The following is a 12,867-nucleotide window of genomic DNA, read 5'->3' as shown; positions in this document are numbered from 1 at the left end:
GTATCTGCCCCTTCAAACGGTTCATCGCGGCTATCGGCGCGTGTCCCGTTTTCTGTACCGGGTCATGCCCAAGGGCCTCTACACGCGAACCTTCCTCATCATTGTGATCCCGGTTGTTATCCTGCAATCCGTGATCGCCTTTGTGTTTATGGAGCGCCACTATCAGCTGGTTTCCCGGCGGATGTCCGAAGCGGTCGTGCGTGAGATTGCTGCCGTTGTCTATGCGCTGGAGAATTTTCCGCAAGACCCGGAACATACAAAAATTGAGGAAATGGGATCGCGTGCACTTGGCATGTCGATGTCGGTGTTGCCGTTAGAACCACTGCCGCCGCCTGCTCCCAAACCTTTCTTCGACGTGATTGATCAGGAACTGAGCAAGGCAATCGGACAGACCATTGGGCGGCCATTTTGGATCGACACCGTCGGCCGGTCCCGATTTGTCGAGATCCGCATTCAGCTGGACGACGCGATCCTGCGCGTGTTTACCCGCCGCAGCCAAACCTATGCATCCAACTCTCATATCTTTCTTGTCTGGATGTTCTCAACTGCGGTTGTGCTCATCATCATCGCCGTCTTGTTCCTACGCAATCAAATGCGTCCAATTATCCGGCTCGCCAACGCAGCCGAAGCCTTTGGTAAGGGACGTCCGGTTGATGACTACAAGGCAAGCGGTGCTCTGGAAGTCCGGAGAGCCGGCATTGCCTTTGCAGACATGCGCCGCAGGATTGAACGTCAGATCGAGCAACGCACCACCATGCTGGCGGGTGTCAGCCACGATCTACGCACCATCCTGACGCGCCTGCGCCTGCAGCTGGCCTTCCTTGGCGACACGCCGGAAAGCGATGCCATGCGCAAAGACGTCGACGAGATGAGCGGTATGCTGGAAGATTACCTAGCATTTGCAAAAGGCGACGGAGATGAAGACCCTCAGGAGACTGACGTGGCGTTGCTGTTTGAAGAATTGGAAGAAGAAGCGGAGATTTCCGGCAACACGGTGTCAGCAAACTTTGAAGGACCGTCGGAAGTTCTCTTGCGCCGCAATTCTATGAAACGATGCCTCGCCAACCTTGTCACCAACGGCTGCAAATATGGCGATCGCGTCGCCCTTGGTGGCCGCATTGAGAAGAATTGGCTGGTCATCACCGTTGACGATAACGGGCCCGGCATTCCGGAAGACCAGCGCGACCAGGCGTTTCGCGCCTTTCAAAGGCTGGATCTTGCCAGGAACCTGGATGAGACCGGAAGCGGACTGGGGCTTGCCATTGCCCGCGACATCGCCCGGTCTCATGGCGGTGATCTTTATCTGGAAGACAGTCCGCTCGGCGGCCTCAGAGCCCGGCTAAGAATTCCGGCTTAGAGCGCCGGTCGTAAACGTGAAAACGTTTGATGGCTTTGGGCGGTTTATCCGGATAGGCGCGGCACGCAGCGCGATGCGGGGCATCGGGCAAGAGGTGCAACACGGCCGGAGGATCGCCAAAAGCCACCGGGAGGGGCCCGTCTCATTGGCCTGCTGACGTGCGTTGACCCACCCTTATGGCGCCAGACCACTGCGGGCGGCCTGCCTTGCCAGCAAACAAATGAGACGGGTCAAACGCTTCCACGTTTCCGCTCGGCGCTCTAATAAAGCCGCCCGCCGATTGGCACGTCCTTGTCTGGCGTCAGAAGAACCACTTCACCGTCACCATCGGGTACGCCAAGCGTCAAGACTTCCGACATCACCGGTCCGATCTGGCGCGGTGGAAAGTTGACCACAGCCATCACCAGCCGGTCTTTCAACGTTTCCGGAGTGTAGTGCTTGGTGATCTGGGCTGAGGTTTTTTTGATGCCGATGTTCGGTCCAAAATCGATCCGCAGCTTGTAGGCCGGTTTCCGGGCTTCAGGAAATTCCTCGGCCTCGATTACACGGCCAACCCGGACATCAACTTTCAAAAAATCGTCAAAACTAATCTGGTCGCTCACACGTCACTCCATCATTTTGAAGTGAAGATGGCGACAGAATTGGAACGAGTAAAGCCCAGAATTACACGCCGCTTTCCCGCATTGCCTCAGGCTCGGAATCCGCAGCGTAATCATCGTCTGGATATCCGTCCCGGCCAGAGCGCTGCGGCCGCCTTCTGGAAGCAGCCTTCACAAACTTCCGAAATCCTTTGGCAACGCCCTCCAGACGGTTCAGCCGTTTCATGAAGGACGATCCCTTGTCGAGTTCCTTGTCGAGGCGGGACATGGTACGCGGCATGCCTTCATCTGGTTCGTCCAGCCAGGTGTCGACTACACGGGCAAAGGACACCGCCAGAGCCTGCGCCACGATACCGGACTTAATTCCGGAAAGATCGATCCCGGCGGCAACCAGCATCCATTTTTGCGAGCGGACGGCAAAGCGGTTGAAATCCAGGGCAAGGCCAGGATCCTGCGATGCAGCCTTAGCAAAAGCCCGAACAGCCTCTTTGTTCTCGGCCAAGACATCGATGCGGGTCATCAGAATATCGAAAAGCCGATCGCGGGGCGGCTGATCGCCAAGATCCTCGTCACGCTGATCTAGAACGGCCGTATCGACACTCTCGTAAAAGGCTTCAACCAAAGCCAGCTTGGAAGAATAGGCGCGGCGCAGCTCCGACAATTTGACCTTTGCCGTCTCCGCAAGCAGCTGCAAAGAAACATCCTCATAAGGATTCTCCGAAATCAGGTCCAAAAAAGTGGTGAGGATCTTCTGCTTCGTCTTTGCGGTCGCCATATCCGGATCTCCTTGTCTTATGAGAAACATAGGAAACCCGGAATGCGGCGAAAAGGGGTATCTCGCCGCACCCCAAATGCTTTAGCTAACCAGCAAGTTCCCGGGCACGTTTGACGGCGGCTGCCACGGCATCCGTCATCACGGGCTGCAAACCGCCGCTGGCCATCAGGATATCCAGTGCCGCAGCCGTCGTGCCGTTCGGGCTGGTCACGTTTTGACGCAAGATTGCTGGATCTTCGCCCGACTGATGCATCAGCTCCCCTGCGCCGCACACCGTCGCGATCGCCAGTTCCTCAGCAAGGGCGTCCGGCAATCCGGCTGCTTTGCCCGCTTCCCGCAGGGCTTCTGCGAGGTAAAACACATAGGCTGGCCCCGAGCCACTCACACCTGTCACCAAATCGATCTGGTCTTCACTGGTGAGCCACACCACCTTCCCCACTGCCGTCAACAGGTGGGTGACCGTGCTTTTTTGCTCTTCAGAAACTTTCTGGTTCGGAAAAACGGCGGTGATGCCACGTTTGACCATTGCCGGCGTATTGGGCATGCAGCGCGCGACAGGAATATCGCCAAATGCACTTTGAAACTTAGAGACAGGTGTGCCTGCGGCAACCGATAAAACCAATGTCTCTTGGTCAATCACCGGCGCCAGGCTAGGCAGAACCTCGTCCATCATCTGCGGTTTTATGGCCACCAAAACGATGCCGGCGGTCATCTCTTCCGGCACGTCGGTGACATGCCGGATGCCGTGCTTGGTCAGCAGATTGCTGACTTCGGCTGACAAAAACGGATCCAGTACCAGAACGGAAGCCGGATCAATACCGTCCGCCATCCAGCCGGACAACATGGCCCCTCCCATCTTGCCGGCACCGACAAGCAGAAAGGGGCGCTCTTTTGAAAAGGTCATGCTTCTCCTGCAGTTTCGAACAGAGCGGTACTAAGCGCTTCTTGTGCACTGTGACCGGCCCAGACAACGAACTGGAATGCTTGATAGAAACGCTCGCAGTTTTCAAGGGCATTCGACAGCATGGTTTCGATCTGTGCCGAAGTCGGTTCGGCGCCGCCTGCCAAAATGAGCGATTGGCGGAACATCACCACGCCCTCTTTGCTCCAGAGGTCAAAGTGGCCCGCCCACAATTGCTCATTCACCAGAGCCAGAAGCTGAACGACTTCCGTCTTTCTAAGTTCTGTCACTTTGAGATCAAAGGCACAGGCCAGATGCAGGGCTTCAACATCCTCCATCCAGGAGAAGGAAACATGATAATTACACCAGCTTCCGGCAATGGAGATCGTGATCTCATCATCATCTGAGCGCTCGAACGTCCAGTCGTTCAAGGCGGCCACAGTTTCGATGGTATCAACGGGGTTGTCAGGTCTCTCGAAGTCGATCTCGATGAGGCTCATGATGCCTACTCCCCTTTCCAGCCGGGGCCGAGTACCCGATTAGGATAACCGGGTGGGCCGCCGGGGTAAGTCCCAAGCAGAGGAGCAAAGACGCGTCCTTAACTGGCCCAATCAATGACCGGTTCCGTCTTGCTCCGACGAATCCCTGTTGTCCTTGAGTATAGGAGCAGGAAGGACTTACGGCCTACCTACCAAATTCAATAAAAATATCGAAACTTGTGGACGACTCAGCAACTTAATTAGCCAAACTGCGCAAAAACACTGCAATTCCGCCAAGTTCAACCGTTACCCTACCGTCATGATTCGTTAACAGAAATCGGTCGATCACACTAAATTGCACTGATTTGGCAAGGTAATTTGCCCAGAAGGTATGGCCCGGTTCACCGGACCATCCTCTGCCGTCACGATTCGGTTTAGTAGCGCCACCTTACCCAAGCAGCATTACTCCCCGGATGGCGCATCCTTATCGCCGCCTTCCAGGGCAGCAAGACGGGTTTCAAGCTCTTCAACTTTGTCGAGGGCACGAGCTGCCATTTCCTTAACAGCGTCATGTTCTTCGCGCGAGACAATGTCCATATCCGACATGAACCGCTCAGCCTGAGCTCTAAAGGCAGTTTCCACTTCGCGGCGGGCCCCTTGTGCGACACCAGCGGCATCGGTCATCAATTTGGCAAAGTCATCGAGCAAACGGTTCGGGCCTTGGGTCATATGCCGCTCCTATATAAGGAAATTCCAGATACACGCTACGTATGAGGGTTCGAAGGCAACTTCAAGCTTCGATATCGACGCAGCCAATTGGAAACTCAGTATAACGCCGGTATTGAACAAGAATGATGCAAGGCGAGAGCCTTGACGCAGCGCAGTAGATCGCGCAAGCGTTGCCACCGAATAGCCGCCTTCGCAGCTTTACCGACCTCATGAGGTTTCAGATTGCCCCCTCTTCTTGCCCTGCCGTTTCCAGCCATTGACCCCGTCATTGTTGAAATAGGCCCATTTGCTCTGCGCTGGTATGCGCTGGCCTATATCGCCGGGATTGTTTTGGCCTGGCGTTACATGCGCGCGCTTGTGCTCAATGATGGACTGTGGGCCGGGAATAAGAGACCAACTCCGGTGGATCTCGATGACTTTGTCCTTTGGGGGACATTTGGCATTATCTTAGGCGGCCGCCTTGGCTATGTGCTCTTCTATAATCCGGCCTACTATCTCGCAAATCCAGGAGAAATCCTCGCCATCTGGTCCGGTGGCATGTCATTTCATGGTGGTTTTGCGGGAACGGTCATTGCCATGATCCTGTTTGCGTGGAAGCGCGGTTTTCCGCTTTGGACTATGTTCGACTTGGCGGGCTGTGCTGCCCCGATTGGATTGTTTTTTGGACGGATGGCGAATTTCATCAACAGTGAGCTCTGGGGCCGGCCAACTGATGTTCCTTGGGCGTTTGTCTTTCCCAACGCCGGTCCTGAACCTCGCCATCCGAGCCAGCTTTATGAAGCGGCCCTGGAAGGTATTGTTCTATTCTTGGTTCTCCGGGTATTGAGCCACCGGTTTCATCTTCTGAAAAAGCCGGGCTTTTTAGCTGGCGCCTTTGCCTGCGGCTATGGATTAGCCCGGTCCTTCGTTGAGTTTTACCGGGTACCTGACGCCCATATCGGCTATTTCGGCGGTTTCCTGACCATGGGGATGCTGTTGTCCGCACCGATGGTTCTGGCGGGCATCGCCGCGATGATTTGGGCTGCCAAACGCCCACAACCGGCTGCCGAACAGTGACGGGCTTGAAAGACAAACTTCGCCAACGCATTGCTTCCGGCGGCCCACTGCCTGTCGCCGAATATATGACGTTGTGCCTGAGCGATCCTCAGTTCGGCTATTACACAACACGCGAGCCATTTGGCCGGAAAGGCGATTTTATAACGGCGCCGGAAGTAAGCCAAATGTTTGGCGAAATGATCGGCGCCGTCTGCCTGGGAGCTTATGAAAGCTTCGGCGCGCCGGACGCCGTCCAGCTAGTGGAACTTGGCCCGGGCCGCGGTACGTTGATGGCAGACTTTCAAAGGGTTGCTGCACGGCGGCCCGCCTTCCTCAATGCGGCGCGCCTAAACCTTGTCGAAATGAGCCCGCGCCTCCGGAAAATTCAGAGTGATACGCTACAGACAGCCGCGCTTCAGCCGGAGTTCCGGGATCACTTTGCCCAAGTGCCGGACGGCCCGTTGATTGTCATCGCGAATGAGTTTTTCGACGCCCTACCCATTCACCAATTCGTCAAAACAGTCAGCGGCTGGCGAGAACGTCAGGTCGGGTTGGACGATAAAGGCAACCTTGTTTTTGGCGTCGGCGTAGCCAGACTGCCCGATACTGCAATTCCGGCCGGAGCCGTTAGCGCGTCAGGCGGCAGCATTTTGGAAACCCAACCTGCGGCCAATGCGATCGCAGAAGAAATCGCCGCACGGATTGCCAAACACGGCGGCATCGCGCTTTTCATAGATTATGGCTACGCGAAATCGGCTGCCGGAGACACATTACAGGCCCTTTATAACCACAGCTATGATGATGTTCTTGCGCATCCCGGCGAAGCCGACATTACGGCCCACGTCAATTTTGAGACCCTTGCCCTCGCCGCGCAGGCTGCCGGAGCTGTCCCCTTGCCGCTTCTCGAACAAGGAGAATTCCTGCTGCGGGCTGGGCTCCTGGAACGTGCTGGCAGCCTCGGCGCCGGAAAATCACCACACCAGCAAGACAGCATCCGTGATGCGGTTGAACGCCTGGCGGCCCCTGACCAAATGGGGGCGCTCTTTAAGGTGCTTGCGATTACCGCAGACGGAATACCCTTTGCACCATTTGATCCGGCACCTTAAGTGCATTTGAGAATGGATGAGTCCAATTTTGGAGAGCCACATGAAACTCGAAGCCCCGGAACTTCAGTCTGACGGACTCTCACATGGGTTCTTCACCCGCAACGGCGGGGCCTCCTCCGGTCTGTATCACAGCTTGAACATCGGCCTTGGCTCGGACGATGACCGGGAACTGGTTTTGGAGAACCGGTCCCGTGTCGCGCAATCCTTTGGCGTCGCTCGCGATCATTTGGTCTCTCCCTATCAGATCCATTCTCCAGATGTGCTGACTGTTGACGGCCCTTGGCTGGATAATCAGAACCGCAAAGCAGATGCCCTGGTCACCGCAACCCCCAACCTTGCATTGGGCATCTCCACGGCGGACTGTGGTCCGGTGTTGTTTGCTGATCCTGAAGCATCCGTCATCGGTGCGGCCCACTCAGGCTGGAAGGGGGCGATCTCAGGTGTTCTTCAAAATACGGTTGCTGCGATGGAGAACCTGGGTGCGCAAAGAGGCCGAATCCGGGCGGTGCTCGGCCCCACCATTTCGCAAGCTTCTTATGAGGTCGGCCCGGAGTTCCACGACCGCTTCTTATCGGAATCATCTTCTTGGGCGCAGTATTTCATACCCTCGTCCCAAGACGGTTTTCATATGTTCAACCTTCCGGCCTTCATTATAGATCGGCTTACCGGCCTTGGTTTGGCGCACGTCAATGCCATGAATATCTGCACCTACAAGGATGAAGCGCGTTTTTTTTCCTACCGCCGGACGACGCACCGCAAGGAGCCGGATTATGGACGGCAGGTCAGTGCGATCATGATCAAGGGTTGAGTTTGTTCCCAAACGCCAGAGAGGCCGCAACAATAAGAGATCATCGAGGCTCATGGTTCTCCTGCCGTTTCACCCGAATTCCTCGACACTGGCGCTGGCCAAAAGACTCATTTTTCGAAAGAAAGGGTCGATCAGGATAAAAACCCAAGGTCCAAAAACCCTGCTTATCCACCATCCCTCTCGACCTGCCGCGCAAGTCGGGCTAAACCAGAACCCGATCTGAGCGGGTTTCCGGGTTTTCCGGGCAACCGACTCTCTCGTAAATTACATAAATCAGGCCAACCGTCTTCATGTGCAAAAGAATCTCAATTGCTCAAGCAAACCTTTTTAAGGCCGCGGGCGGTCTTCTTTTGTTGATTGGCCTGGCAGCTTGCCAAGGATCGCCTCAGCCGCCATCAGCGATATCTGCAACGCCAACTGCTCCACAATTCATCCAGGAGATTGATCAGGAACAGGGCGTGACTTTCGCCTTCGAACCGTTCACGGGCGCGCCCGGAAACATAGCGGATGAATTGTCATCCGAAATCGGCGCAAAAGCGGCCACTCAGGGCCTCAAGTTGGTCAGGCGTGTCGGCGCCGACGCCACCTACCGGGTCAATGGCTACCTGGCAGCAACAGGACAGCCCGGCCAGGGCACCATCTTTTATGTGTTTGATGTTGTCGACAGATCGGGGCGCCGCCTGAAGCGAATCTCTGGCACGGAGGAGACGGGTGGATCGACGGGAGATCCATGGACGGGTGCCTCATCCGACGTGCTTTCGCGCATCGCGGAACGATCTGTGGTGGAAATCAAGGCCTGGCTCAACCAATAAGAACCTATTGAAACGGTTCAAGCACCTTGTTCGTCATAAAATCGAAAAAAACCGCGCCAGACTCCAATAGCGCGGTTGTCGTCTGACCGGTTGATTGTTACAACGCCGCCGCCTGCCGAGGTTTTTTTAGCAAAAGTCCAGGCAAGAGGCACCTTGAACGACTTAGGCTCCTACCGCGTGTTTATCAGGCCGCCTTGGCCCAATAGACCCGGCTCCGCACCAGAAGGACTTGCGGCTTATGAAGATCGTCGCGGGCAACTCCAACCGAGCCCTGGCTGAGGAAATCTCCAAATATTTGGATGTACCATTGGCCAAATGCCAGGTCCGGCGCTTTGCCGACCAGGAAATCTTCGTAGAAATCCAGGAAAACGTACGCGGTGAGGACGTCTTTGTCGTCCAGCCCACCAGCTATCCGGCCAACGACCATTTGATGGAGCTCTTAATCATCATCGATGCGCTCCGCCGGTCCTCGGCCCGCCGGATCACGGCCGTGATTCCTTATTTCGGCTATGCCCGTCAGGATCGCCGTGCGTCAGGCAGGACACCGATTTCCGCAAAACTGGTGGCCAACCTGATCACTGAGGCCGGTGCAGATCGCGTCCTGACGCTGGATCTCCATGCCGGACAGATCCAGGGTTTCTTTGACATTCCGACCGACAACCTGTTCGCAGCTCCGGTGATGACCCGGGACATCAAGGAGCGCTACGCGACCGACAATGTCATGGTCGTCTCCCCGGATGTTGGCGGTGTGGTTCGCGCCCGAGCGCTGGCGAAGCGCATTGAGGCCCCGCTCTCCATCGTCGATAAACGCCGCGACAAGCCTGGAGAGTCGGAAGTCATGAACATCATCGGCGATGTGAATGGTTACGATTGCATTCTAGTGGACGACATCGTCGACAGTGGCGGCACGCTTTGCAATGCAGCTGATGCGCTCCTTGCCAAGGGCGCCAAGTCGGTGACCGCCTACATAACCCACGGTGTTTTGTCCGGTGGCGCGGTTGCGCGTGTAACTTCGTCCAAACTGAAGGAACTGGTGATCACCAACTCCATCGAGCCGACCGCTGCGATCACCGCTGCACCGAACATCCGGGCGATCTCCATCGCGCCGCTGATGGGCGAAGCGATCAACCGCACAGCCTTGGAAAAATCAGTTTCCAGTCTGTTCAATTAATTTTCTGGATCACAGAAGACGTCAAAGCGCCGGCCATGCCGGCGCTTTTTTTGTTTGCAGCCATGGCCGCAATTTTCAGTTCAGCTTTCCTGGAAGGCTGAGATCTCCAGAAGCAACATCAAAGACATCAACGACGCAGAGCAATGGCGCGTGGATGTTCTGATTGACCCGTAGGGCGGACGTCACGCCGTCATAAGACATTCCGCTGGCAATGGCCGGATCATCAAAGCTGACATTGATTGTGATCTCCTCACCCGAAAGCACCGGTGAATAGCCCGGGCTATCGATGTAAATCGGCAATCCGGGCCAGGTGGCTGGCATTTTCGGTGAAACACCATCCGGAATATCCTTCACAGACAAGGCCCCGGCTCCGCATGCTTCATTGGGCGTTAGCACGACCCAATGGGAATGCCATTTGGCGCCATCGTTCCCGACATCACCATCCCCGTCCTCATCAAAAAGTGGCGTATCATCGAAGTCGGGGTGGGACGTGGCAACCAACGCCAAAATGCCATCTTCACTTTCAAATCCCACAGCGTCCGGTTTCAGCGATGTCGGCCAGACATAGGCCTCAACAGGGGCGCCCGCGAGCTGGCCGGCCGGTTCAGGAACCGTTGCACCGGCCGTTCCTTTCAGCGTCATGTGAAACGTCACAATTCGCCCGTTCCGGTGCACGTGTGCTGCCATGATATCGTAGTTTTGGTCAATCTCGACATTTTCGGCCGACAAGACCGCGCCGTGTTGATGGATCGCGTGGCCGCTATGATCTCCACCTGCTAACGCCGTTGCAGGAACCAATACGGAAACCAGGCCGCCAAAAAGTTTCTTAAGCATGGATGTTCTCCTTGTTGAAAGATGCCAACCTAATAATAGCGAGTCGCTATTATTGCAAGTTTAATTTCGACTCGCTATAAAACTTCTATGCTGAACCCCCAACGACAAAGCCGCCTCATTGCAGATCTGATTGACCGGCTAGGCCGCCTGAACGCTGCTGAAGAATGGAATGGCCCGCTCAATCCATCGCAATATGCTGCGCTGGCCTATCTCGGCCGGGCAAACAAGTTTTCCCGGGCGCCGTCCCATGTCGCCGATTATCTTGCGACTACGCGCGGAACCGCTTCGCAGACCTTGAAAGCGCTGGCCCGGAAGGACCTGATTGCCGAGACACGGCTGCCGGAAGACAAACGCAGTATCCGCTATGACCTCACGCTCCCTGGCCTAAAGATACTGGAAACACAGTCGGCTATGGAGGACGCAATCGCGGAACTTACGATGGATAGTGCGGTTGCTCTGCAGGATGGTTTAAGTGCGTTGGTCCGTCAGCTTCTTGACCAGCGCGGCGGAAAATCCTTTGGCCTTTGCAAAGACTGTAGACACCACCAGGAAACTGATGCAGGCCTGTACTGCCAGCTGTTAGAGGTGCCCTTGAAATCGTCTGAAACAAACCAGATTTGCCACGAACACGCTGCCAAGCAAGGTGCAACGACATGACGACAGCCGCAGAAATCCTCGGACTTTACACCGGAAAACCGGAACAGCGTTGGGACGGAAAAGCGCCGTCTGCGATCCGCAAAAACCGGGTTGGCGGATCTGTTTTTGTGACGGAAACCGGCATTTCTGACGACCAACAGGCCGATCTAGAAGTTCACGGCGGCCCGGAGAAGGCTCTGCACCATTATCCTTCGGAACACTACGCCGACTGGGCGGAACTTTTTGGCACAGACGGCTTCGCCTACGAGCCCGGGACATTCGGTGAAAACATCTCTTCGCACGGGTTCACCGAGACGGATCTTTGTATTGGCGACGTGTTTGCTGTGGGTTCGGTCCGCCTCCAGATTGCTCAAGGCCGCCAGCCTTGCTGGAAACTCAACCTGCATACGTCCAATCCGGCTCTCGCCGCCAACTTCCAAAAAACAGGTAAAACAGGCTGGTATTACCGCGTCTTGGAAACCGGCCATATTCAGGCGGGTGATACGATGGTCCTTATTGAACGGCCATGCCCGGATTGGAACCTGCGCAACGTCATTATAGCCCGCTTTAATCCGAGGCTGGACAGTACCACAGCCTTGGCATTATCGAACCTGCCGGAACTGGCAGCGCCCTGGCGGGCATCTTTTGCAAAAAAGGCTGATCCGGACTATCTGGAAGACACATCCCGCCGGTTGCCGGGCGGCTGAACGAGATCGCGCTGAATGCGCAGGCACACTTGCATTCCACTATGTTTTCAGCTATACGCGCGCTCGCGCCTGCACCCCTGGAGGAGGCGTTCAAAGGACCGATCCCGGACAAGTTATCGTCAATTCGGTGCGCCTGTTCGCCGGTCCATATCATATACCTATAGGAGTTTGCCATGGCTGCCAGCTATGAGCTGAAGGCGTCGGCACGGGATCGTGTGGGCAAGGGGGCCGCACGGGCACTGCGTCGCGAAGGCCTTCTACCTGCCGTTATCTACGGCGACAAAAAACCGGCTATGCCGATCACCATTCCGGTGAAAGAAACCACTTTGACCCTGCACAAAGGTGGTTTTTTGACACACATCGGCACAATCGATGTTGACGGCAAAAAGCACAAAGTCATCGCGAAGGACTTCCAGCTGCACCCGGTGCGCGACGATGTCCTGCATGTTGACTTCCTGCGCGTTTCCAGTGACACGACACTGACCGTCGACATTCCGGTGACATTCATCAACGAAGAAACCTGCCCGGGCCTGAAAAAAGGCGGCATGCTGAACGTTGTTCGCCACACGGTCGAACTCATCGTTCCAGCAGATGCGATTCCGGAATCCCTGGTCTTCGATCTGGCGAATGTTGAAATCGGTGACACGCTGCACATTTCCGCAACCACTTTGCCGGAAGGCGCACAGCCGACCATCACCGACCGTGACTTCACTGTTGCAACACTGGCTGCTCCTGGTGGCGGTGCTCAGGACGACGCTGAAGCTTCCGAAGACGGTGAGGAAGAAGCAAGCGAATAAGCTTGATCTTCTCGTTGATTTTGCAGAAGGCGGCACCGCCTTCTGCATCCCCAAAGCAGCCAAACCGGCTGCTTTTTCTTTTTAATTTTCGGCTGTTAAACTGCGGCCACTGAAACGCTCT

The 12,867-nt window shown here is 55.8% G+C and carries 15 protein-coding genes; 9 read left to right on the top strand and 6 right to left on the bottom strand.

The features are described from left to right. Positions 1-40 precede the first annotated feature (40 nt). Positions 41-1,357, top strand: coding sequence for an ATP-binding protein (locus ACOOFE_RS06290; RefSeq protein WP_420414169.1), 1,317 nt, complete (start codon positions 41-43; stop codon positions 1,355-1,357). Between the two features lie 260 nt (positions 1,358-1,617). Here the strand turns inward: ACOOFE_RS06290 and ACOOFE_RS06285 are convergent, their stop codons facing one another. From ACOOFE_RS06285 to ACOOFE_RS06265, 5 genes are all read right to left on the bottom strand, one after another. Next, a complete protein-coding gene (locus ACOOFE_RS06285; protein WP_420414168.1) occupies positions 1,618-1,959 on the bottom strand; it encodes a tRNA-binding protein in 342 nt (113 codons plus the stop codon). A 61-nt stretch (positions 1,960-2,020) separates the two neighbouring features. Then, on the bottom strand, positions 2,021-2,731 hold the full coding sequence (locus ACOOFE_RS06280; protein ID WP_420414167.1) for a TetR/AcrR family transcriptional regulator: 711 nt from the start codon (positions 2,729-2,731) through the stop codon (positions 2,021-2,023). A gap of 85 nt (positions 2,732-2,816) precedes the next feature. Continuing rightward, positions 2,817-3,635, bottom strand: a complete 819-nt coding sequence (proC, locus tag ACOOFE_RS06275) for a pyrroline-5-carboxylate reductase (protein ID WP_420414166.1) — start codon at positions 3,633-3,635, stop codon at positions 2,817-2,819. Then, on the bottom strand, positions 3,632-4,132 hold the full coding sequence (locus tag ACOOFE_RS06270) for a YbjN domain-containing protein (protein WP_141185612.1): 501 nt from the start codon (positions 4,130-4,132) through the stop codon (positions 3,632-3,634). The genes proC and ACOOFE_RS06270 overlap by 4 nt, the downstream gene beginning before the upstream one ends. A 441-nt stretch (positions 4,133-4,573) precedes the next feature. Continuing rightward, entirely contained in the window at positions 4,574-4,840 is a 267-nt protein-coding gene (locus ACOOFE_RS06265) for an accessory factor UbiK family protein (protein WP_420414165.1), read from the bottom strand. Positions 4,841-5,062: 222 nt separating this feature from the next. Here ACOOFE_RS06265 and lgt point away from each other — a divergent pair, with 222 nt between their 5' ends. The 5 genes from lgt (at position 5,063) to ACOOFE_RS06240 (ending at position 9,772) form a co-directional block, all read left to right on the top strand. Further along, entirely contained in the window at positions 5,063-5,896 is an 834-nt protein-coding gene (gene lgt / locus ACOOFE_RS06260; protein WP_420414164.1) for a prolipoprotein diacylglyceryl transferase, read from the top strand. Further along, on the top strand, positions 5,893-6,981 hold the full coding sequence (locus ACOOFE_RS06255; RefSeq protein WP_420414163.1) for a class I SAM-dependent methyltransferase: 1,089 nt from the start codon (positions 5,893-5,895) through the stop codon (positions 6,979-6,981). The genes lgt and ACOOFE_RS06255 overlap by 4 nt, the downstream gene beginning before the upstream one ends. A 40-nt stretch (positions 6,982-7,021) precedes the next feature. Next, positions 7,022-7,789 (top strand): peptidoglycan editing factor PgeF, encoded by a 768-nt coding sequence (gene pgeF / locus ACOOFE_RS06250; RefSeq protein WP_420414162.1) that lies wholly within the window; start codon positions 7,022-7,024, stop codon positions 7,787-7,789. A gap of 458 nt (positions 7,790-8,247) precedes the next feature. Continuing rightward, complete coding sequence (locus ACOOFE_RS06245; protein ID WP_209011012.1) at positions 8,248-8,601, top strand: hypothetical protein; 354 nt, start codon at positions 8,248-8,250, stop codon at positions 8,599-8,601. A 238-nt stretch (positions 8,602-8,839) separates the two neighbouring features. Beyond that, complete coding sequence (locus tag ACOOFE_RS06240; protein WP_141185608.1) at positions 8,840-9,772, top strand: ribose-phosphate pyrophosphokinase; 933 nt, start codon at positions 8,840-8,842, stop codon at positions 9,770-9,772. Positions 9,773-9,847: 75 nt separating this feature from the next. Here the strand turns inward: ACOOFE_RS06240 and ACOOFE_RS06235 are convergent, their stop codons facing one another. Beyond that, a complete protein-coding gene (locus ACOOFE_RS06235) occupies positions 9,848-10,606 on the bottom strand; it encodes a hypothetical protein (RefSeq protein WP_420414161.1) in 759 nt (252 codons plus the stop codon). A gap of 87 nt (positions 10,607-10,693) precedes the next feature. Between ACOOFE_RS06235 and ACOOFE_RS06230 the strand changes: the two genes are divergently transcribed. The 3 genes from ACOOFE_RS06230 to ACOOFE_RS06220 all read left to right on the top strand — a co-directional run bounded on the left by ACOOFE_RS06230 (position 10,694) and on the right by ACOOFE_RS06220 (position 12,746). Continuing rightward, entirely contained in the window at positions 10,694-11,263 is a 570-nt protein-coding gene (locus ACOOFE_RS06230) for a MarR family winged helix-turn-helix transcriptional regulator (protein ID WP_420414160.1), read from the top strand. Beyond that, the gene (locus ACOOFE_RS06225) at positions 11,260-11,949 is read left to right on the top strand and encodes an MOSC domain-containing protein (protein WP_420414159.1); all 690 of its coding nucleotides are present in this window, start codon (positions 11,260-11,262) and stop codon (positions 11,947-11,949) included. Before ACOOFE_RS06230 ends, ACOOFE_RS06225 begins: the two co-directional genes overlap by 4 nt. Positions 11,950-12,122: 173 nt before the next feature. After that, positions 12,123-12,746: a 50S ribosomal protein L25/general stress protein Ctc gene (locus tag ACOOFE_RS06220; RefSeq protein ID WP_141185602.1), complete on the top strand. Its 624-nt coding sequence runs from the start codon at positions 12,123-12,125 to the stop codon at positions 12,744-12,746. Positions 12,747-12,867 lie beyond the last annotated feature (121 nt).

This window comes from Roseibium sp., from assembly GCF_965216085.1.
GTDB lineage: Bacteria > Pseudomonadota > Alphaproteobacteria > Rhizobiales > Stappiaceae > Roseibium.
The sequence above is the reverse complement of the archived record's forward strand: the minus strand, read 5'-3'. Positions and strand labels throughout refer to the sequence as shown.